At 38.3% G+C, this 21,192-nt stretch carries 18 protein-coding genes; 9 read left to right on the top strand and 9 right to left on the bottom strand.

The genetic code is table 11. From position 1 onward, the window contains the following. Positions 1 to 158: 158 nt before the first annotated feature. From AC5JMK_RS01525 to AC5JMK_RS01495, 7 genes are all read left to right on the top strand, one after another. On the top strand, positions 159 to 440 hold the full coding sequence (locus AC5JMK_RS01525; RefSeq protein ID WP_495909219.1) for a hypothetical protein: 282 nt from the start codon (positions 159 to 161) through the stop codon (positions 438 to 440). 107 nt (positions 441 to 547) lie between these two features. Next, complete coding sequence (locus tag AC5JMK_RS01520) at positions 548 to 772, top strand: DUF433 domain-containing protein (RefSeq protein WP_096676177.1); 225 nt, start codon at positions 548 to 550, stop codon at positions 770 to 772. Beyond that, positions 769 to 960, top strand: coding sequence for a DUF5615 family PIN-like protein (locus AC5JMK_RS01515; RefSeq protein WP_495909218.1), 192 nt, complete (start codon positions 769 to 771; stop codon positions 958 to 960). Before AC5JMK_RS01520 ends, AC5JMK_RS01515 begins: the two co-directional genes overlap by 4 nt. Before the next feature lie 99 nt (positions 961 to 1,059). Then, positions 1,060 to 1,287, top strand: coding sequence for a DUF5615 family PIN-like protein (locus AC5JMK_RS01510; protein ID WP_495909217.1), 228 nt, complete (start codon positions 1,060 to 1,062; stop codon positions 1,285 to 1,287). Positions 1,288 to 1,496: 209 nt separating this feature from the next. Continuing rightward, a complete protein-coding gene (gene gpmI, locus AC5JMK_RS01505) occupies positions 1,497 to 3,095 on the top strand; it encodes a 2,3-bisphosphoglycerate-independent phosphoglycerate mutase (RefSeq protein ID WP_096676175.1) in 1,599 nt (532 codons plus the stop codon). Positions 3,096 to 3,158: 63 nt separating this feature from the next. Beyond that, on the top strand, positions 3,159 to 3,392 hold the full coding sequence (gene secG / locus AC5JMK_RS01500) for a preprotein translocase subunit SecG (RefSeq protein WP_096676174.1): 234 nt from the start codon (positions 3,159 to 3,161) through the stop codon (positions 3,390 to 3,392). Between the two features lie 214 nt (positions 3,393 to 3,606). Further along, positions 3,607 to 4,440, top strand: a complete 834-nt coding sequence (locus AC5JMK_RS01495) for a peptidase (RefSeq protein ID WP_495909220.1) — start codon at positions 3,607 to 3,609, stop codon at positions 4,438 to 4,440. Between the two features lie 48 nt (positions 4,441 to 4,488). On the opposite strand, the gene AC5JMK_RS01490 is transcribed toward AC5JMK_RS01495, so the two are convergent. The 9 genes from AC5JMK_RS01490 to AC5JMK_RS01450 form a co-directional block, all read right to left on the bottom strand. Next, positions 4,489 to 5,106, bottom strand: a complete 618-nt coding sequence (locus AC5JMK_RS01490) for a transglutaminase-like domain-containing protein (protein WP_096676172.1) — start codon at positions 5,104 to 5,106, stop codon at positions 4,489 to 4,491. 277 nt (positions 5,107 to 5,383) lie between these two features. Next, positions 5,384 to 6,556, bottom strand: coding sequence for a baeRF7 domain-containing protein (locus AC5JMK_RS01485; RefSeq protein WP_096676171.1), 1,173 nt, complete (start codon positions 6,554 to 6,556; stop codon positions 5,384 to 5,386). A gap of 342 nt (positions 6,557 to 6,898) precedes the next feature. Beyond that, positions 6,899 to 7,570, bottom strand: coding sequence for a DUF1361 domain-containing protein (locus tag AC5JMK_RS01480; protein ID WP_096676170.1), 672 nt, complete (start codon positions 7,568 to 7,570; stop codon positions 6,899 to 6,901). Between the two features lie 214 nt (positions 7,571 to 7,784). Next, positions 7,785 to 9,857, bottom strand: a complete 2,073-nt coding sequence (locus AC5JMK_RS01475) for an NACHT domain-containing protein (protein WP_495909216.1) — start codon at positions 9,855 to 9,857, stop codon at positions 7,785 to 7,787. Between the two features lie 107 nt (positions 9,858 to 9,964). After that, positions 9,965 to 11,164: an EAL domain-containing response regulator gene (locus AC5JMK_RS01470; protein ID WP_096676169.1), complete on the bottom strand. Its 1,200-nt coding sequence runs from the start codon at positions 11,162 to 11,164 to the stop codon at positions 9,965 to 9,967. A gap of 49 nt (positions 11,165 to 11,213) precedes the next feature. Next, positions 11,214 to 14,051 carry a PAS domain S-box protein gene (locus AC5JMK_RS01465; protein WP_495909215.1) on the bottom strand — a complete coding sequence of 946 codons (2,838 nt, stop codon included), beginning with the start codon at positions 14,049 to 14,051 and terminating at the stop codon, positions 11,214 to 11,216. Between the two features lie 242 nt (positions 14,052 to 14,293). After that, positions 14,294 to 16,546 (bottom strand): PAS domain-containing hybrid sensor histidine kinase/response regulator, encoded by a 2,253-nt coding sequence (locus AC5JMK_RS01460; protein ID WP_495909214.1) that lies wholly within the window; start codon positions 16,544 to 16,546, stop codon positions 14,294 to 14,296. 64 nt (positions 16,547 to 16,610) lie between these two features. Beyond that, a complete protein-coding gene (locus AC5JMK_RS01455) occupies positions 16,611 to 17,036 on the bottom strand; it encodes a response regulator (RefSeq protein WP_096678989.1) in 426 nt (141 codons plus the stop codon). A 17-nt stretch (positions 17,037 to 17,053) separates the two neighbouring features. Further along, on the bottom strand, positions 17,054 to 19,651 hold the full coding sequence (locus AC5JMK_RS01450) for a GAF domain-containing protein (RefSeq protein ID WP_096676166.1): 2,598 nt from the start codon (positions 19,649 to 19,651) through the stop codon (positions 17,054 to 17,056). A gap of 496 nt (positions 19,652 to 20,147) precedes the next feature. On the opposite strand from AC5JMK_RS01450, the gene AC5JMK_RS01445 reads away from it, so the two are divergent. Then, positions 20,148 to 20,651: an anthrone oxygenase family protein gene (locus tag AC5JMK_RS01445; RefSeq protein WP_096676165.1), complete on the top strand. Its 504-nt coding sequence runs from the start codon at positions 20,148 to 20,150 to the stop codon at positions 20,649 to 20,651. A gap of 9 nt (positions 20,652 to 20,660) precedes the next feature. Beyond that, positions 20,661 to 20,981 (top strand): hypothetical protein, encoded by a 321-nt coding sequence (locus tag AC5JMK_RS01440; protein ID WP_096676164.1) that lies wholly within the window; start codon positions 20,661 to 20,663, stop codon positions 20,979 to 20,981. The last annotated feature ends 211 nt before the right edge of the window (positions 20,982 to 21,192 follow it).

Here is a 21,192-nt window from a genome sequence, read left to right as displayed (position 1 = left end):
TCCTCTTCCTGTTACCTCTTAATCACTTTTCCCTGGGGGAGAGTGAAAAACTACGCTGGGCGGCGTTGGCAAAGGCGAGACTCGACAAGAATTTGGTCTAGAATATATTTGAATGCTACGGTTTGTAACACATTCAATGGCTTTGAAGGAGACATTTTATGTTCAACTGGGGATTTGATAACGCTCGTAAAGTCGAAGAACTTAAGCAGCAAGTTGAAAAACTTCAGCAACAGGTAGAGACAAAATATCAAGAAAACTCGAATCTAAAGAGACAGGTAGAGACAAGAGATCAAGAAAACTCAATCTTAAAGAGGGATTTAGAGTCGCAAACGAAGCAAAATGATCAGCTTCGCGAGCAGTTTACTGAATATGTCAGGATGCAGGAGTTTAAGAACACTGTTCATGGAGCAAGCGATTTTATCAAAGATTTATTTAGATAGTTCGATTTGATGACCAGTAAAGCGCATTTAACCAGTTTTGCTGGTCATTTGAGGGTTTACTCGAATTGGTTTACATATGAGTCACAGATTTGACGAGATCAGCTGAAATGTCAAACTTACTTGAAAGAATTACAGTTAATCCGAAGCAATGCGGTGGTCGTCCTTGCATTAGAGGTATGCGAATACGAGTCTCGGATGTACTGGATCTGTTTTCTGCGGGTTTAGATGCTGAACAGATTCTGGAAGAGATGCCTGATCTTGAGATGGATGATCTAAGGGCAGCACTTGCATACGCTTCGCGGAAATTAAATCATCCAATACTAGTAGCATGACAATTTGGATTGATGCCCATCTTTCACCAGCAATTGCTACGTGGATTAGTGACACCTTCGGGATAGAAGCATTGTCGTTGCGAGATATTGGGCTACGAGACGCTGAAGATTCTGAAATCTTTGAACCCGGATTTCTCACAAGCGGTGCGATCGCTATTACCCAAATCTTTATCGAGTTTAGATTTTGAGCATTTTAGACGCTGCACCAATCATAACAGTATGTGAAAGAGGTATTTTATCTCAATTCTAAGTTTCATAAGCGTTTTGGGCTAGTCGTTTAAATCTTTGTGAGAAATCCGGGTGAAGCAGCAAAGGTTCAAGAAATCATTTTTATGACCAAAGACAGTGATTTCGTTGATCTTGTTGAGCGTCTTGGATCACCGCCAAAAATCATTTGGTTGACATGTGGCAACACATCAAATGCAAAACTGCGAGAAATTTTAAGTGCAACTTTGCTCAAAGCTTTAGAGCTTTTAAATACAGGTGAGAGTTTGGTTGAAATCAGTGGGGATTAGCGCGGTACATTTTAAATCTAAATCTTGTTTTAATGCTCAAGAGTTAGTATGTGTATACCACAAAAATAAGAAAAAATTACTAAAATTTAAGAAATGTCTAAAAAATAGACAAACTCTTATAAAAGAAGTTAATAAGCACAAATCTACTTGCGACTGTAGTTAGCAGTGGTATCATTCGGGTATTACAAAAAGTAAAGGGCAATTTTATTATGACCAAAGCACCTATTGCTCCCGTGGTGCTAGTCATTTTAGACGGATGGGGCTACTGCGACCAGACAAAAGGAAATGCTATTGCTGTCGCTAAAACTCCGGTAATGGACAGCTTATGGGTAGCATATCCCCATACCCTTATCCGCACATCAGGAAAAGCGGTAGGCTTGCCAGAAGGTCAAATGGGCAATTCTGAAGTTGGTCATTTGAACATTGGCGCTGGTAGGGTTGTACCCCAAGAGTTGGTACGCATTTCTGATGCGGTAGAAGACGGTTCCATCCTCAAAAACTCAGCACTTGTCAGCATTTGTCAAGAAGTCCGCAGTCGCAATGGTAAATTGCACATGATCGGGCTTTGTTCTGAAGGTGGCGTACATTCACACATTAGTCATCTGTTTGGACTACTTGATTTAGCAAAAAGTCAGGAAATATCAGAGATTTGCATACATGCGATTACAGATGGCCGTGATACCACCCCCACAGACGGTGTCAGCTCAATCGCGCTGATTCAAGACTACATCGACCGAATTGGAGTAGGACGCATAGTCACTCTCAGTGGTCGCTATTATGCCATGGATCGCGATCGCCGTTGGGATCGGGTTCAACGCGCCTACGATGTGGTCACACAAAATAGTTCTGGGAATGGACACTCTGCGCTGGAAGTTCTGCAAGCATCCTATGCAGAGGGTGTAACAGACGAGTTTATAGTCCCAGTGAGAATAGCCCCTGGAGCCATAGAACCAGGAGATGGGGTCATATTTTTCAACTTCCGTCCAGATCGTGCTAGACAACTCACCCAAGCTTTCGTTAGTCCAGAATTTAACAGTTTTGAAAGAAAGCTGATTACACCACTGTCCTTTGCCACCTTTACACAGTACGACCCAGAATTGTCAGTAAAGGTTGCCTTTGAACCGCAAAATTTGAGTAATATTCTTGGAGAAGTTATTTCTCAGCATGATCTCAAACAGTTTCGCACCGCCGAAACTGAAAAATATGCCCACGTTACCTACTTTTTCAATGGTGGATTAGAAGACCCCTTTCCAGGAGAAGACAGGGAACTGGTTAATAGCCCAATGGTTGCCACCTACGACAAAGCACCGAAGATGTCAGCCGCAGCAGTTACAGATGTGGCAGTAGCAGCTATTGAAAAAGGTATTTACTCGTTAATTGTAATTAATTATGCTAACCCAGACATGGTGGGACACACTGGTCAGATCCCAGCTACAGTAGAAGCAATTGAAGCTGTAGATAACTGTTTGGCTCGACTATTGACAAGCATAAGCAAAGCTGGAGGTACAGCAATGATTACTGCTGATCACGGCAACGCCGAACACATGATAGATGAAAATGGCAACCCCTGGACAGCTCATACTACCAATCCAGTTCCTCTGATTCTATTGGAAGGAGAACAGGCGAAAATTCCCGGTCATGGCGGCAATGTGAGCTTGCGTAACGATGGTAAACTAGCCGACATCGCTCCCACAATTTTGCAAATTTTACAGCTGCCTCAACCAGCAGAAATGACTGGGCGATCGCTTGTCCAACCCACAGAGTACGATGTAGAACTTTCTCGTAAACCTGTGCAAGTGGGGCAGTAAAAAGTTGATAATGGTGAATTATGAACTACTTCATAATTCATAATTCACAAACAAATTGCTACTATGACCCTTTCTAACGTTATACAAGGTATCTGGGTTTTTTCTGCTGTTGCTTTGACTGTCCTAGTATTGTTACATAGCCCCAAAGGTGATGGTATTGGAGCCATTGGCGGACAAGCCCAATTATTTAGCAGCACTAAAAGTGCAGAAAAAACATTAAACCAAGTAACATGGGCATTGACAGTCATTTTTCTTGGATTATCTGTGGTTTTGAGCGCCGGTTGGCTCCCTAAATAAGGATGGGAAGTGTGAGGAGTGACGAAGAATACAAGGGAGACAAGAGGAATAGAGGGACAACTAATCAGTTATTAGTTATCAGTTATCAAATAAAACTGATAACTAATAACTGATTTATCCCCAATCCCTAATCCCCATTACCCCTACCTTCTCCTTATCCCCAGAGGGAACCCTACCTTCTCCTTATCCCCAGAGGGAACCCTACCTTCCCCTTATCCCCAGAGGGGACCCCTACCTTCCCCAATCCCCAATCTCCAACATCTCAAAAAGTTTTATTTTGCAGCGTTTACTGATATTTACAGGATTGTTTATTAGTACAGGACTGCTCGTGATCTTAACTAACGTGCAGTCCTTTGCCATTTTCCCCACTTCTCACACTCCAAGCACCCCCACCTCCCTACCTCTCCCACAACTCCATCCCCTACCGCCCACACTGGCGCAGTGGCAAGATCAGACAAATAGTGGTGACTACTTTTCTCAAGTTGCACCAACACAAGTCGGTTATTTAATTTGGTCACAGTTTCCCGTTAAGGTTTACATAGAAACACCTCAAGCAATAGATGCTAAACAAGCCCAAGCATGGGTTCAGAATGTCTTGCAGGCTGTACAAGAGTGGAATACTTATTTACCTTTACAAATAATCGAAAACCAGAAATTAGCCGATATTACGATTATCAGGAAAAACCCACCACTCCAAAAATTACCCAATAGCAAGATTCCCCGTGCGCGTTCCGCCCAAACTACTTACAAGTTATATAAAAACCAAGCTATTTTATACCATAATTTTACGATTCTGCTCAGTCCGAGTCAAACAGGTATATATCTTATAGCTGCTGCTCGCCATGAACTAGGACATGCTTTGGGTATATGGGGACATAGCCAGGTACAAAGTGATGCATTATACTTTTCACAAGTTAGTAACCCTGCGCCTATTTCTGTAAGAGATGTGAATACACTGAAGCGGGTTTATGAACAGCCCACAAGTTTAGGGTGGGCTTCACACAAGGGTAAACGAAACTTACTACGTGAGTTGGGACCCCCCGGATAAATCCGGGGGGTAGTTCAGAAGTAAGTTATGGCTTCGCTATCACGCACCCTACTTAAGATTTACTTTCAAAATCAAACTATATTTGTCTAAAGCTGCTAAGGAAACATCAGGAAGATGATTGAGCATTTCATTCCATGTGCTGCAAGTCTGTAGTGCTTCCACAACTACTGAAAGAGGTTCAGAGAAAATATTTTCAAATTCTACTTCACCTGAAAGTTTATTTTTATAAGCTAACTGTTCTTGTGGAGGAATAAATTGAGCATTAATATCTGGGCGATTTCCTCTAGCATCAACACGATACCAACCTATTTTCGGTAGATATATTGCATTGAAACCATGCAAGCTATAGGGTTCGCCATTATCATGGATGCTTAGTCTCTGATAGCACAACCCTACTGGAATACCATTTGCTCTGAGTAACGCAGCTAGCAAATGACTCTTTGCATAGCAATAACCTGTTTTGTATTTGAGTACGTCTGAAGCTTTACAAGTTACAGGATTCATTTGATAGTCACAACTATGATAAATTTCATCCCGTACCCACTCGAAACAAGCTTTAGCGATCGCCTCTGGTGTTTGATGTTTTGATGCAAAGGTTTTCGCTAATTCCAAAACTGTAGAATGTTGCCAGTCAATAATTTCGGTTGCTTCTAGATATTCTTTCATATAGTTAATTTATCAAGTTAAGACCAGCCCTTTCAATGTGTAAATCTCGAAACTGAAAATTTCTTGGTGTCTTAGTGTCTTGGTGTTTCAATAATTATTTTTTCACCACATAGACGCACTAGTCGCAATACGGTTCGGATAAGACCAAAAACATTGTGTAGAGACCGTAAATTTACGGTCTCTACATAACTTTGGGCAAAATAGCTGCTGGGAAAAGGGTGACTATCCGTTCGCTCTTAACTGGAAAGCTATTTTCGCTCATCCCCTTTTCCTGTCTTTAATATCGGAAAATAGCTGCTGCTGGTATACCATTTGGTAATTCTTCTGGATCAACAGTGTAAACCGCCCCACCATTTAGCAACGTGTGAACAGCAGCAAAATCCAACATGTCTTGATCATCTGGTTGTGCTTCTGAGTGCAAATCTACAGCCATTGTTTCAGGATCGAAGTCACCCCATACTTGTTGAGCTACAGGTACTAATAAATAGTCTACTCTTTTGTAATATGCAGCAAGGATAATTTCTTTGAGATCGCTAGAAGTTCTACCAGTTCCTTCACCAGTAATTTGTTGGTAGAGTTCTGTAATGGCTTGGGGTGTTTGAACATATGTAGGTTCCACAATTGTCCAAGCCTGTTCATGTAGTTCTTCTGGCTTGACAATATCTACATTAGCAGCAATACCTTCTTCTACAACAAGATTGTGGTAAGTATTAGCTTCTTTGTAAATTGGAAAGAGATATTCAACTCCTGCTAAAACTAAAGGTGCTTTTGCATCCCTTAGTCTTTCGTGTAATGCTTCATTGATAAGATAAAAGAACTGGAGGATATCTTTCTGATGCTGGTCGCGATCGCGACTTCCTTGACCATGAAATTGACCAGGTTGTGAAGAAGGATTGCTCGTTGAACCCTTAGATGTTCCTATTCTGAACTGACCTGTTTTGGCAGTTTCATCATAATTTAAAGCTTCTTCCAGATTTTTGGGCAGATTTTCTACTTCTAGCTCATTAATAGTGTAATGTGTTCCCTCAAAGAACCTAATATTGTCTTGACTTAAAGCCAAGACGAAAAAGCGCCCATCATTATTAATTAGGTGTAATAGAGGTTTGAGGTGGAATTGATTGCTAACAACTACTAATTCCTCAAACTCTATCGGTAGTTGATAATAGCGAAAAATATTTGGTGAGACGAAAATTGCCAAGCAATGATCTTGTTGTTGCCAAAACTCATTTGTATCTAATTCTTTAGCTGGCTGGAGAAAATCTACTGCATCAGTGTGACGCATTTCCATTTTATCTAGACGTTCTTCTGCTTCACGAATCAAATTTTTGAAGCGAATTGGGTTTTGTCGAATTTCTGCACCAGCCTTTTGCATTGGTATGTATAGAGAAACACAAGGAGCTTGTGTACTTTCTACTAAGCTTTTTAGTTCTTGAATGGATAATGAGTTCATATTTTTAATTCCTATCTCTCAATTAGAACTGATACCAATTTCAAAAATGATTGCGACACATGGATTCATGCAATCTGAATGCAGAAAACAATTTTCTATCCAAAATCTACAATCCAAATGGTATGAGTTCCCTATATTCATTTCAATTAATTTATGTAATAACTACATCTTTCTTTTGATGAAAAAATACCTACCTTAATCCCTCTCTTAAGACAGAGGAAAAAGGTAGGTACAAAAATGAATGGGTTATGTTAGTTATTATTTATTGTTTTAAATCACCATCTACATATGAAATTCTAAATCGCGATATTTATCCGTAGGGTCTATTGAAAATCGTGTAAGTTAACCAGCATTATGACTATTAGAATTAATACTTGTTGACTGAATACCTATACTTTTGCTGTTTCGGCTCACAAAACCTAAAGTTACTCGTTTCATTAGCCAATGTAATCCCACAAGTATAGCAAAAGTAACAGCAATTATCACTAAAGGCTGTTTACCCAAAGTTTCTTCTATACCTCTAGTTAACAAAGCATCCGGTTGAGTGATAAAATCCCAACTGTTAAAACGCAAGAATCGACCCCAATAAATACCAACAGCACATAAAGCATGAGTGATCATTTCCATCCAGACAATCCATTGACTTTTGCCAATACGGTGCAGATAGTATCCCACATTAATTAAAGAGATAACATAGGCTTCAAAACCAGCCATGATGACTAGGAAATACACAGGAATTAGCACCAAAGTAATAATCCACACAGATTGAATAGTGCGGATATCGTCGATGAGGTGAATAATATCAGTTAACAAATAGGGTGCATTTGGTAAAAAAGCGTAGAAGACCAAAAATCCTAACCACCAAACCCAAGAACGTCCACGTTTGATGCGAAACAGCCAAACACTCAAAGCTAAAGGTATAAACGCCAGAAATAAATTCCAAGTCATCCAACGCATATTGATTTGCAAGACCTTTATAACTCTGGACACCAATTCAATCAGTTCCGCTTTCATCGCTGCTTCCTCACAGGATTATGTAAGTGATTATGTATTTTCTGGATATGAACTTAGTTACTTGACTGGTATATCAATCTTCTAGTATAACCACAACCAAAAAATAGGCTACTACCTGAGAATAGAATTATTGTTATGTTTGTGACTGTAGTTATAGATTTCACTATGACTAAGTGATTTTCCCGAAAGGAAACATGATTTTATTTATGACAGATTAATGATAATTAACTAATAATAAATTTTTTTCTATGGATTTTATTGTTGCGGAAGTAACATTGCCAGCATTATTTAGACAATCTAGTAAAATCTTGTTAGCGTTCCAATATTCCTGTAATTGTTGTAAGTCATTTTCATCAAACTGCCAATCATGAGCTATTTGGCGATCGCAAATAATTAAATTTCTTAGTTTACTAGTCCATGTTTCCCCATTTTCTTGCCACCATCCTTTCAAACTTATTCTACTTTCTTGAGGTGATGGAAGTTCTTCGTATAGATTTTGCAATGACTGTTGTAGCGTAGGATAATCTTGTAGTAAGTACTGTAAGTCAAGAGCAAGTGCGATCGCAGATAAGCGTTGACAGAAAATGTAACTAGTCATCCTTAAGCTAACAGTCAACGCATGTATTAATGCCATATCTAAAGCTAAATCAATCGCTAATTTCCCTGCTAATCTACTATCTAGAGATAAAGCCAAACTCTGATTATAAGCAAGAGAATAATCTGGAGGCAGAGCCAGGGTAAAATAAAAAGCGCGCACACTAGCCGGATAATAAGATAACTTCATATTAGAAGTTTTTTCACCTAACCAAATCATAAATTTTTGCAATTTATGATTTGAAATCACAAAATTATCTATTTGTTGTTTTATTAATAATAAGAAATCATCCGCAGGCTGCATCATTTCCGCAGCTAGTAAAAAAACTTCTCGCCAACGTTTTTCTCCAATATTGGTGACAAATTGTTGCAGATTTTGGGAATTTTCAACAGCAACTATTTCTCTTGCAGTTAAATATTCTTGAAATGTTAAATGCGAAAAAGAATAAATACTCCGTCCTTGTTCGATGAATAAACCGTGTTGTGCTTCAATAGCTTGCAATGTAGTAGTACTATTAAGTTCCAACACTTCTAAATCTGTGGGTGCATTAGGAAGATGGCGTAGATAGTCGGCGATCAATAATTGGATTTTAGTTTTTGGAAAAAAGTAATCTCCTTGAGTAAAGGTAGTTGCTGCTACACGACAAAGTAACTTAATTTTATGTAGTAACGATAAATTGCGATAAACTTCATCTCTTTTAATTCCTCTGGCTTCGTCCCAACGCACTAACAACAATTCTAATGCTTGCTTATAAAGTTCTGAGCGTAAGGTTGGAAAATCGCCTAAAAACTGAAATACCAAGCAAGTAAGGTTTAGTAAAATTGGCGTTGTTGCTAACTCTAAAATTTGCTGATTTTCTGGTAGTTCTAATTTTTGCATAAATTCAGAAGCCTTAGCTTTTCCCTCCCAAAGAGAATTTTTCAGCATAGCTACAAACCATTTATCTGCAAAGTTTGCGATTTGTGATTTACTAAAATCAGCAATTTCAACTTCAGTAAAACCCTTAAATTGATATTGCTGACCAACAAGGCGACAAGTAATAACTATTGTATTTTTATAAAACTTTTCAGAAAAATTGCAGATTTCTCTAATAACTTTTTCACTTTCTGCATCTGTTAATTCATCTAAAGCATCTAGTAAAATTAATGCTTTTCCCTGAGAAAATATTGACATCATATCAGATTCCGAAATGCCGTAGTCATTAAATTCTTGACAAATATATTTTGATAAAATAAGTTGCTCCCTGTCACAATTATTTTCAGCTATTTTTTTTAAACTAATAAAAATAGGTAGATAATTTGATTTAAACTTACCTTGATTGCAATTAACTGCTATTGATTGTAGAAAGCTGGTTTTACCTGATCCTGTTTTACCAAGCACCATCAATTTAGAGTAGTTGGTAACTGCTTCTAAAGCAGGAATTCTTTGTTGATTAAAATTACCTAAATTAAAACGGTCAAAATTATTGGAATCTAGCCGTTGTAATTCAGTCATTTCCAGCCATCTTTTACTGGTGATTTCCTCAAAAATATCGACTTCTACATAAAGATCATCTAAACCTATGGGTCTAGCAATATCCAAAAGATGAAGAGTTCCACATTGGGCTTGAATTTTTTCGTAGTGAGCAAAGCGTGCTTTTTGCACTAGGGTGTCAATATCTGAAGTATTTTCCATGATTGTTTCCAAAGACATTGATTTATCAGGAGACTGTTGAGTAATTTATTGTGGCTCTAATCCAAAACTAAACAAATCTCATTAAAAACCTGACGTTACACTCTTTTTTTGCTCACAATTTAAGCTCATGAAGAGGTAGATAAAAACTTTTGAAATTCACCTGCTGCTACAGGACGGCTAAACAAAAAACCTTGCATAGCATCACAGTTATATTTTTGTAAAAATTCCAGTTCTGATTCAGTTTCTACACCTTCTGCAATTACCTGAAGATTCAGATTGTGACCCATTTGAATCAATGCTGTTGTAATAGCTGCTTTTTGTGGGTCATTCACAATATTGTGAATAAAGTAACGGTCAATTTTCAACTTATTGATAGGTAATTTTTTTAAATACATTAAAGAAGAGTAGCCTGTACCAAAATCATCAATTGCAATTTTTATACCCAAGGAACGTAATTCATTCATTGTAGCGATCGCAGTATTGATATCCTGCATAATCAAACTTTCAGTAAGTTCTAATTCTAGGCAATGTGGCTCCAAATTACTAGATGCTAAAAATTTCACAATTTTCTTATTCAAGTCTGGTTGAGCAAATTGACGGGCTGAAAAATTAACAGCAATACACAATGGAGAATAACCTGCATTCTGCCAAGCTTTATTTTGTTGGCAAACACTTTGTAAAACCCATTCACCAATCGGAATAATTAAACCTGTAGACTCTGCTAAGGGAATCAATTCAGAAGTCGCAACTATTCCCAATTCTGGACTTTGCCATCTCAGTAAAGCTTCTGCGCCAATGATTTTTCCAGAATTAATATCTATTTGTGGTTGATATTCAACATAAAATTGCCGAAATTTTTCTTCCTCAATGGCTCCTTGTAAAATATTTTTGACAGCCAACATTTCAGAATTAAAAGCCTGAAGTTGTGAGCTAGCAGAAAAATATTGTTTTAAGGTAGCTTGTTTTTGTAAACGCCCATCAATTGCACTCAATAATTCAGCACGAGTAAATGGTTTTGTCAGATAGTCATCTGCACCCAATTCCATACCTTGACGAAAGTCAGTTTTAGTTGATTTTGCCGTGAGAAAAATAAATGGAGTTGTTGCTGTTAGAGGTTCTTGGCGTAAATTGATTAGTACACCATAACCATCAATTTCTGGCATCATCAAATCACACAAAATTAGATCAGGAACCTCAGTCAAAGCTAACTTTATTCCTACTTGACCATTCGCAGCACCAATAGTTTCAAAATCTTCTGCTTCTAGCAATTCGATAATATTTTCTCGGACAGAGTATTCATCTTCAATCACTAAAATTTTTGTCATGATTATATTTGTTGATGATTAGTTGTTATTTGTGATTTGTGGGAAAAAACTAATAATTATCTAATGGTAAAATAATAGTAAAAGTTGTTCCTACTCCCACTTTACTATCTACAAAAATTTTACCCTGATGTAAATCTATACATTTTTTTACAATTGATAGTCCCAAGCCAGTACCTGGGATATTGCCAACATTTGCAGCACGATGAAAAGAGTCAAACAAAAGGGGTAAATCTTCTTCTGGAATACCAATTCCTTGGTCTTTTATTTCAAATACAACTTGATTTTTTTGCTCAGTAAGAGTAAATTTGATGATGCCATCGTTGACAGAATATTTGATCGCATTCGTGAGTAAGTTTCTGAGAATGTGTCCTAGCAAATTTTTATCCACACGACAGTGCATGGATTCATATTCACAGTGAAAGGCGATCGCATTTTCCGTTTCATCTTCCGTGTCACCATCCTGTTGCAATTCTTGGATTAAATCACGGCAGTACTCAACCAAATCTAGTGATATTGGTTTAAAATCTAGTCTTCCCGCTTCTGCTTTACCAATTACCAACACATCATTTAACATGTCAGTCATATGTTTAACACTGGTTTGAATGCGGCGTATATGGGAGAGCCGTTTTTCTTCTGTCCATTTGTGATGATAATATTCGAGTAATTCTGAAGAAGAAAGGATGATAGTCAACGGTGTACGGAATTCATGGGAAGTTATGCTTATAAAGCGGGATTTGAGTTCGTTGAGTTCTTTTTCTTTCTGCAAAGCTGTTCTCAATTCCTGTTCCAACTGCTTGCTTTTGGTAATATCTACCCAAGAACCAACAATTTCTACTGAACTACCAGTATTATCCCGCACGAGTTTGGCTTGATCGTATACCCAGCGATAAGTGCCATCTTTGTGTAAAAAACGGTACTCACGAATGCATTCTCCCTGGTTCAAGAGGTTGGCCATTTCCGTAAAAACATAGGGTTTATCTTCAAGGTGGATGCGATCGCTCCAAAAGCTAGAATGTTCTAAAAATTCCCACGCTTCATAGTCAAGCATGGCAGTAACGTTGTCACTCATGAAGGTAATTTCATAATCACCATCAGATTTACAGGTATAAATCACGGCTGGAGTAGCAGACAGTAAATGTTGTAGCCGTTGTTGTGACATTAACAACGCCATTTCTGCTTGCTTGCGCTCAGTAATATCATTTTGAATGCCGACGTAGTGAGTACATTTACCATCAGCATCCAACACCGGAGAAATATTTAGCTCATTCCAAAATAAAGTACCATCCCGACGATAATTACGTAAGATTACGGTGCAATTTTTTGCTTGTTTAATGGCGTTTCTAATTTCTTGTATTTCTGGTTGATTGGTGTCAATTCCTTGTAAAAAACTACAGTTGCGGCCGATGACATCTTCTGGATAATAGCCAGTGATTTGCTCAAAAGCAGGATTAGCATAGATCATTGGCAAGTTTGGCAGTCTAGCATCAGAAATCACGATACCATTACTGCTAGCAGCGATCGCGCGATCGCGTAAGCGTAAACTCTGTTCTGTTCGCTTGCGTTCAGTAATATCTGTGGAAATACTACAAATGGCATAAGGGATATCACTGTCATCTTTTAACGTAAACTTGATCGATAGATAAGTATGTAACCCATTATCTTGAGGAATAATTTCTTCAACTTCTATTGCTGTTCCATTAATGAAAACATTGTGATTATTGACTGCAAAATTATCAGCAATATCGCGAGGAAAAATTTCGTATATGCTTCTGTCTTGAACCTGCTCTTGAGTGAGTTGAAATACCTTTTCATACTCACTATTAATAAGTAAATATCTGTTTTGAGTATCTAATACAGAAATAATCGCTGGAGAATTATCTAAAATTGCTTGTAGTCTTTTTTGAGTTTGCCGCAATTCCGATTCTGCCAGTTTGAGGTCATGAATATCTGTGTTGGTGGCGAACCAATTTAATATTTTTCCGTTCTGATCTCGCTGAGGTACAGCACGTGATAAATGCCAACGATATGTTTGATCGCTTACCCTCCGCCAGCGAAATTCTAATTCTAAAGATTCACCTGTAAAAATAGATTTTTGCCAAGCATCAAAAAATTTAGATAAATCTTCTGGATGTACCCAATTTTGCCACTTCCAATCCAATATTCCTTCTTGGTTACAACCCAAATAATTTTGTATGCGTTGGTTAATATACTCTACACTTCCATCTGATCGAGCAATCCATACTTGTTGGGGAATAGATTCTGCTAAGAAGCGAAAGCGTTCTTCACTTTTTTGTAAAGCTGCTTGAGTTTCAAGGCGATCGCTAATATCTTCAAAAGTTCCCAAAATACTAAATACATTACCTTCAGAATCATGCAGTGGTACTTTATTTGTTTCTATCCAAGTTTGTTTGCTATCTGCTATTTGTTGAGATTGTCGCAGTTGTTCTGTCGTGTCTGTTAATTGATTTAGAGAATAACAGACAATCTGTAATGACTGAGAAATTGTTTTTGAAGTAATTAATCCAACTAGCCGATTTTGCTGTTCAACTATTGGTAGTAAAGATAAATTATTTTGTCGAAAAAACAACAATAAATAAGCAATATTTTTGGCTTGACTATATTCAATGGTGATCACCGAAGTAACCATTACTTGTGAAATTTGGACTGTTTTAAAGTCAAAATCACAACAGACTAACCTAATTACATCTTGATTTGTAAAGCATCCCAGTAGCCGCATTTCATCTGTCACCAAGACACAATTAGTTTGCTGTTGATTCATTAGCGTTACAACATCAAATAATGATGTGTCTGGTGTAACAGTTAGAGGAGAAAAATCAATTACAGAATCTATCGATGGTAAAGAGATAACTGGAGTTAAGGCGTGCATAGATAATTGCAATAGCCTTTAGCAAACAAATCAGGTGAAGATAGCATATTGAACTATCTCCTGACGTTTGATTGGCTAAATTTGTAATATTTACCTGCAAAAGATATTTGCAAGGTATTTAAATATATTCCATTAAAAGTTTTTAATGTTACTAACTTCAACAGTATTAATACTTAAAAAAATAGGGATTGGGGAATGGAGAATGGGGATTGTGTCTGTCTTGTCTTCGCGATCCCTTCCAACTAACTATTAAGAGCCTTCTGTAAAGTCAATAATAATTCCTTGACGGTGTAGGGCTTTGCTAGAAAACCACTGATATTAATAGTTGAGGCTTCTGCTAATTTACTGCTAGAGGCTAATCCGCTTGTAGCCACAATTTTGACTGTGGGATTGATTTTTTGTAAAGTCCGAATAGCTGTGATGCCATCGAGAGACGGTAGCATTATATCCATGAGAACAGCACTAATTTTGTCTCGATTTTGGGCATATAGTGCGATCGCTTCAATACCATCAATAGCAACAAGAGCTTTGTAATTATGAGTTTCTAGCGATGCTCTAGTAATTTCTTGAATAGCAGGTTCATCATCGACTACTAAAATCAATTCTCCTTTACCTGCTAGTGGTTCTAACTGTGGTGTTGACTCTATTTCTACTCCCTGTGCTGCTGGCAGGTAAACTTTAAATTGAGTACCAAGCCCAATTTCACTATGGACATTGACAAAACCACCGTGGCTTTTGACAATACCAATAACTGTGGAAAGTCCCAAACCTGTGCCTTTGCCTAATTCTTTGGTAGTGAAAAATGGTTCAAAAATTCTCTCGATAATTTCCTTGGAAATACCCACACCAGTATCTGCCACAGTAATAATTATGTAGGGGCCGACTTTGGCTTCCAAGTTCATGCGAGCATAGTTTTCATCAATAAATAAATTTTCTGCTGAAATAGTCAAACTCCCGCCATCTAGCATCGCATCACGGGCGTTGACACAAAGATTCATCAGTACTTGATGCAGTTGTGTGCTATCTGCATAAACTGTCCACAAATCAGATGCGACATCCATACACACTTCAATTGATTTGGGAAAAGTTTGTTTAACAATCTTGACAACTTCTCGAATTAAGTGCTTGACTTGCAAAGTCATGCGTTTACCTTCCACACCCCGTGCAAAGGACAAAACTTGCTTGACTAATTCTGCACCACGTCTAGCACTATCTTCGAGTATTTCTAGCAGATGTTTATGTTCAGAATAAATATCGGGAAATTTCAACGGCAAGAGTTGAGATACAGCTAGAATTGGCGTGAGAATATTGTTGAGATCGTGGGCAATACCGCTTGCTAAAGTACCAATACTTTCTAGACGTTGGGCGCGAAATAATTGAGTTTCTAGCTGTTTTTTTTCAGTAATGTCGGTATCAACGGTGAGAATAGATTTTGGTTTACCGTCTTCTTGAGAAACTAAACTCCAACGGCTAGAAACTAAAAGTTTCTTACCATTTTTGGTAATTCTAGTTAACTCCCCTTGCCATTTACCTTGTTTAATAACTGCCAAAAATGCTGTTTCTACTTCCTCTGGGGGTTCATCGTCGTATAAAAGTTCTACTACAGTTTTTCCGTAGGCTTCATGGGCTAGCCAACCGTAGAGATTTTCCGCACCTTTGTTCCAGAGAATAATGTGATTATCTAAATCTCGCACAAAAATTGCATCTGTAGTTACATCTAACAATGCAGCTTGTTCACGAATTTTTTCTTCAGCAAGTTTGCGATCGCTAATGTCAATACTCGCACAAGTCACCCCCACCACTTCTTGTGCTTCATTTCGCAACGGTTCTATAGTCAAATCAAAATATCTAATTCCTTGAGCAGTATTTATTGATACTTCTTTTCGGATTCCTATTCCTGTTGACAAAACACGTTGTTTAATATCAAAAAGTATTTGCCCATCTGCAACAGCAATCAGATCTAAATCTTGTTTACCTAAAATTTTTTCATTAATAAAACCTGGAGAAGTATTGTAAACCCAGGTATAACGTAATTCTTTATCTTGGTTGAAAACAACAATCGGAGAATTTTTGAGCGCGACTCGAAATCTTTCCTCACTTTGGCGCAATGCTTCTTCAATTCTTTGTCTCTCAATAGCATAGCGCATACAGCGCACCAACAAATCACCACTCACCTGTCCCTTGACTAAATAATCCTGCGCTCCTTGCTGCATAGCTCGCAGAGCCAAATTTTCATCATCCAAACCAGTCAGCACAATAATCGGAATCGCTGGTGCTTGATGATGTAAAGTCACAAAAGTTTCTAAACCTTGACTATCTGGCAAAGAAAGATCTAATAAAATAACATCAAAACTCTCTTGATTGAGCAACTTCAGTGTCTGGTCTAATCGCTCAACAGGTGTTAATTGAAACTGTGTAGTAGTGACATCCCACAAAAATTCTTGCAACAAACGAACATCACCGGGATTATCTTCTACCAACAAAATTTTGATCATTAGTAATTAGTCATTTGTTGTTTGTCGTTAGTCATTTGTTAGTTATTTCTAATCCCGTTCCCCGCTATTCCGACGGAAGCTTGACAATGGTAAACCAGAAATTTTCAATAGATTGTACAATTTTGACAAATTGCTCGAAGTCAACAGGCTTGGTAATGTAGCAGTTGGCGGATAGATTATACACCTTTAGAATATCTTCTTCTGCTTGAGAAGTTGTTAGCACAACTACGGGAATTCGCTTGAGTTTTTCATCTGCTTTGATTTCTGCTAATACTTCTCTACCATCTTTTTTTGGCAGATTCAAATCTAAGAAAACAATATCTGGATGGGGAACTTGAGTATATTTACCTTCTCGACGTAGAAAGGCGATCGCCTCTACACCATCTTCAACTACATTTAAGTTAACAGAGATTTTGCTGTCCTCTAAGGCAATTTTGGTCAACTCTACATCACCGGGATTGTCTTCTATTAACAAAATCTCAATAGGCATAACATCTATAAAAATACTCACGATCCCGTACCTATCCTATCTGGAATTGTGAAGTAAAAGGTGGTTCCTTGGCCAAGTTTTGACTCAACCCAGATTTGTCCACCGTGACGTTCGACAATTTTTTTACAAATTGCTAAACCAATACCAGTACCGGGATATTTGTCGCGAGTGTGCAAACGCTGAAAAATGATAAAAATGCGATCGCCATACTGAGGTTCTATCCCAATTCCATTATCGCGCACCCAGAAGAGCCATTGATTTTCTGTGGGAGAGTGGGGAGAGTGGGGGGACAAGGGAGAATTACTTACCTGTCCTCCTTGTCCTCCATCTCCGTCTCTCTTCATTACGCCAATATGAATTTGTGGGGGTTGTTCGCTACGAAATTTAATGGCATTACTAATTAAATTCTGGAATACTTGCACCAGTTGGGTAGCGTCGGCGATGAGTTGGGGTAGAGGTTCGTCGTAGGTGATGACTGTGTGAGTTTCAGTAATTGCGACTTTTAGATTAGCGATCGCCTGTTGCAAAGCACTATGACAATCAACTACTCCAAATGGCTGTCCACGGCTACTTACACGGGAAAAACTCAACAAATCATTAATCAAGATTTGCATCCGTTTCGCACCATCTACGGTGTAGGAAATAAATTCATCGGCTTTATTGTCAAGTTTACTTTTATACTTTTTCTCTAGTAATTGTAAGTAACTTGTGATCATCCGTAATGGTTCCTGCAAGTCATGGGAAGCAACATAAGCAAATTGTTCTAATTCAGCGTTGGAACGAGCTAATTCTTCACGTTGGAGTATTTCTTGTTCCAATAATTGCGCTTTGGCTAAAGCTATGCCAATCTGATTTGCTAGGTGTTGTAATAACTCAATTTCCCAATTACTCCACTTTCTCGGACGCATACATTGTTGAGCAATTAGTAAGCCCCAAAGTGTATCTCTGACAATAATTGGTATAAGTATATGGGCTTTAACAGCAATATTTTCCAGAAATTCTTGATGACAAGGATGGACGCTTTTTGATTGGACATCGCAGATAATATTAATTCTGCCTTGGCGATATGCTTCTTGATAATTTTGTTGAAAACACCTCTCAAAAAGCTTTCGTCCTAAAATCGAGCTACAACCAGTGACGACTGCTTCTTGCACCACTGTTCCAGAACCATCATTCCATAGTCGAAAAATAATAACTCGATCAGCCTGCAAAAGTTTTTGGATTTCTGTAACCGTGGTTCGGAGAATTTCTTCTGTTTGTAAATGTTGGCGAATTTTCAGAGCAATTTCAGCTAAGAGTTGCGATCGCTGATTTTGCTGTTTTAATTCTTCTTCTGTGCGCTTGCGTTCCGAGATATCACTCAATACTCCTACCATTCGCAGCGCTCGGCCATGATCATCTCGAATAACTTTACCTCTGATTAAAAACCAATTATATCTACCATTCACCCGACGCAATCGCAATTCCATTTGATAAGCCTGATTGAGTTCGAGATGTTGGTAGAGTAACTCAGCAAATTGTTCTTGGTCTTCAGGATATACTAATTGATAAAGAGATTCATAAAAGTTTTCTTTACCTGTGTGTGGTAAACCTAAGAACTCATAAAATCGCTTTGACCAAAAGCATGTATTCTTAACAATATCCCAATCCCAAATCGCATCATTTGTCGCATCAATTACTAACTGTAATCTTTCTTCACTTTGGCGTAATGCTTCTTCTGCTTGCTTGCGTTCGGTAATATCCAAAGTCACACCAATCATCCGCATTGGTGTACCATCACTTTCATAGATGCCACGACCCCGCGATAACATCCAATGGATGCTACGATCTGGCCAAATAGTTCGATACTCTGCTTCATAATCAATTTGCTGTTCCAAAGCTTGCTTAACAGAGTCGTGTATATAGTCGCGATCTTCTGGGTGGATGCAGTCTAACAGCATTGTGTAGGAAAAATCTGTTTCGGGAAGTATGCCAAAGTTGGCTTTACACTGATTAGATGTAAATAATTCCCCAGTTTTTAAATCCAATTGCCAAGAACCAAGCTTACCAGCTTGTAATGCTAGCTTCAGGCGTTGTTCATTGTCTTGTAGTGCTGCTTCTACACGTTGACAATTTTTTAATGGTGTGTTTAATGATTCTCTTTGCAGTAGTAGCATCACTTGTTGAGCTAATTTTTGCAAAGCTGTTAGTTGTTGGGAGTTGAGTTGTCGGGGTTGACGATCCATCACACACAGAGTGGCGATCGCATATCCTTCCGGTGTTAGTAGTGGTACGCCAGCATAAAATCTTACATAATACGGTTCTGCTGCAATTAGATTTTCTGCCCAAACTTGATCTGTCAAGCAATTAGGAACAATAAAAATATCTTTTTGCTGAATGCAAACAGGACACATCCCGACATTTTGCGGTAGTTCAGTGACATCCCAACCAACTTTTGCTTGTATCCATTGCCGATTTTCGTCGATAAAATTGATGCAAGCGATCGGCGTACCACAGATAAGGGCTGCTAACTCAACCAGATTATCAAAAGCTGCTTCGGTAACACTATCTAGTATTTGGTAGTGGCGAAGGGCTGCTAATCTTGCTTTTTCCTGATTATTTGGTGGAGCTTTCATGAATATCGGTGAAGCAATTAATCTTTCAGCTTCAGAATTGTCATTGGTTATTTGTCATACTCTACCTTGAAGCCGAAGAAGGCGCGTCTATGTCAAATCAATCAAACAGTCTGCTTAAGAGGTTGTTTGAAAAGTGATTGGCTGTAATTTTAATTACATTATTACTCCCCTTATAAAGGGGAGAAATCCGGTTCCCTCCCCTTTATAAGGGGAGGGTTAGGGTGGGGTAAAAAATATTTGATACATCAATCATGACTTTTCAAACATCCTCTAAGCAGACTTTTGCTATGAGACTGCGATTCAATAGTAGACAGGTTTTTTGAACAGTTGGGATTCTCACCCGCTCTCCTTATATTTAGTGTTTAATATTTGCCAATAAAATATACTATAAATTTCTTATATTTTTAAGTTTATGAATAATTTCTGTAATATTGAATTTTCACAGGAGTTTTTTAAGATTTTTGTTTAATTACTTTAGATTCGCAAATCAGGTTTTATGGTAATCTCTCACCCCTTAATTTTCGCATTAAAGCTATTCGCAGCAATCGGTTGTGGACTGATAGCAGGCGTTTTCTTTGCTTTCTCAACTTTTGTGATGGCTGGTCTTGCTCGTCTCCAACCCGCACAGGGTATTACCGCCATGCAATCGATCAATATCACAGCCATCAATCCTTTGTTTATGTTGGCACTCTTCGGAACGGCGGTGGCTTGCCTGTTTCTAACCGTTTCCTCGCTGTTGAAATGGCATCAACCTGGCGCTGTTTATTTACTTATCGGTAGCTTGCTCTATCTCATTGGGACGATTGGGGTGACGATCGCATTCAATGTGCCATTAAACGATGCGCTAGTGAACGTCAAACCAGATAGCACAGAAGGCGCAAACTTATGGGCTAGCTACCTGACCAATTGGACAACTTGGAACCATGTTCGGACAATCGCAGCACTTGCGGCTGCGACATTATTCACGCTCTCACTCTGCGAGCAAGCGGCGCGGTCATAATGAGGTTTTATGAGCAACATCGAAAAGGCAATAGAAATTCTTGAATCCATTGTTCCAAAAGAAGACCAAAAATGGAATAAAGAATATAGAGCAAAAATCCATCACGACTTGAAAGAAGTAATTACACTTCTTTCAAATCTCTCCCCAACAGTCACTTTTTGGGAAGCAAATTATCACAAAAGCAAGATCAAAATCCAAGAATTTCAAAGCCTTTCAGCAATACCCAAAAAAGACGAAGATATCTTATTTATGGATAAATATTGGAAAATCCTGAGAATAATTCATGAATTAGAAAATAATCACATAGACATTTATCTAGAAGAAGAATAAAAATCTGCATGAACTACCCAGACCTACTACGCCCGTGGTCTGGGTTTCTGCTTCCAGACCAGTAGATTTGGATTTTTGACGCTTCTTTGCCCCTAGTTGCCGCATACTTCCCGCTTTTTTGCGAGTGTTTGCGGTAGAGCTTGGCGACTCTGCGTCTAGGCGTAAATAGAAGGTTCGTGCAACCAGGGGCAACCTTGTAAAATTCTGTAAA

Source organism: Pelatocladus sp. (genome assembly GCF_059505505.1).
Note: the sequence above shows the minus strand (reverse complement) of the source record. Positions and strands in the feature narration are given on the sequence as shown.

What these genes read in the sequence shown, in the direction of transcription:
- AC5JMK_RS01525 (WP_495909219.1), top strand. Translation starts at nt 159, where the DNA reads ATGTTCAACTGGGGATTTGATAACGCTCGTAAAGTCGAAGAACTTAAG.
- AC5JMK_RS01520 (WP_096676177.1), top strand. Translation starts at nt 548, where the DNA reads ATGTCAAACTTACTTGAAAGAATTACAGTTAATCCGAAGCAATGCGGT.
- AC5JMK_RS01515 (WP_495909218.1), top strand. Translation starts at nt 769, where the DNA reads ATGACAATTTGGATTGATGCCCATCTTTCACCAGCAATTGCTACGTGG.
- gpmI (WP_096676175.1), top strand. Translation starts at nt 1,497, where the DNA reads ATGACCAAAGCACCTATTGCTCCCGTGGTGCTAGTCATTTTAGACGGA.
- secG (WP_096676174.1), top strand. Translation starts at nt 3,159, where the DNA reads ATGACCCTTTCTAACGTTATACAAGGTATCTGGGTTTTTTCTGCTGTT.
- AC5JMK_RS01490 (WP_096676172.1), bottom strand. Translation starts at nt 5,106, where the DNA reads ATGAAAGAATATCTAGAAGCAACCGAAATTATTGACTGGCAACATTCT.
- AC5JMK_RS01485 (WP_096676171.1), bottom strand. Translation starts at nt 6,556, where the DNA reads ATGAACTCATTATCCATTCAAGAACTAAAAAGCTTAGTAGAAAGTACA.
- AC5JMK_RS01480 (WP_096676170.1), bottom strand. Translation starts at nt 7,570, where the DNA reads ATGAAAGCGGAACTGATTGAATTGGTGTCCAGAGTTATAAAGGTCTTG.
- AC5JMK_RS01475 (WP_495909216.1), bottom strand. Translation starts at nt 9,857, where the DNA reads ATGTCTTTGGAAACAATCATGGAAAATACTTCAGATATTGACACCCTA.
- AC5JMK_RS01470 (WP_096676169.1), bottom strand. Translation starts at nt 11,164, where the DNA reads ATGACAAAAATTTTAGTGATTGAAGATGAATACTCTGTCCGAGAAAAT.
- AC5JMK_RS01465 (WP_495909215.1), bottom strand. Translation starts at nt 14,051, where the DNA reads ATGCACGCCTTAACTCCAGTTATCTCTTTACCATCGATAGATTCTGTA.
- AC5JMK_RS01460 (WP_495909214.1), bottom strand. Translation starts at nt 16,546, where the DNA reads ATGATCAAAATTTTGTTGGTAGAAGATAATCCCGGTGATGTTCGTTTG.
- AC5JMK_RS01455 (WP_096678989.1), bottom strand. Translation starts at nt 17,036, where the DNA reads ATGCCTATTGAGATTTTGTTAATAGAAGACAATCCCGGTGATGTAGAG.
- AC5JMK_RS01450 (WP_096676166.1), bottom strand. Translation starts at nt 19,651, where the DNA reads ATGAAAGCTCCACCAAATAATCAGGAAAAAGCAAGATTAGCAGCCCTT.
- AC5JMK_RS01445 (WP_096676165.1), top strand. Translation starts at nt 20,148, where the DNA reads ATGGTAATCTCTCACCCCTTAATTTTCGCATTAAAGCTATTCGCAGCA.
- AC5JMK_RS01440 (WP_096676164.1), top strand. Translation starts at nt 20,661, where the DNA reads ATGAGCAACATCGAAAAGGCAATAGAAATTCTTGAATCCATTGTTCCA.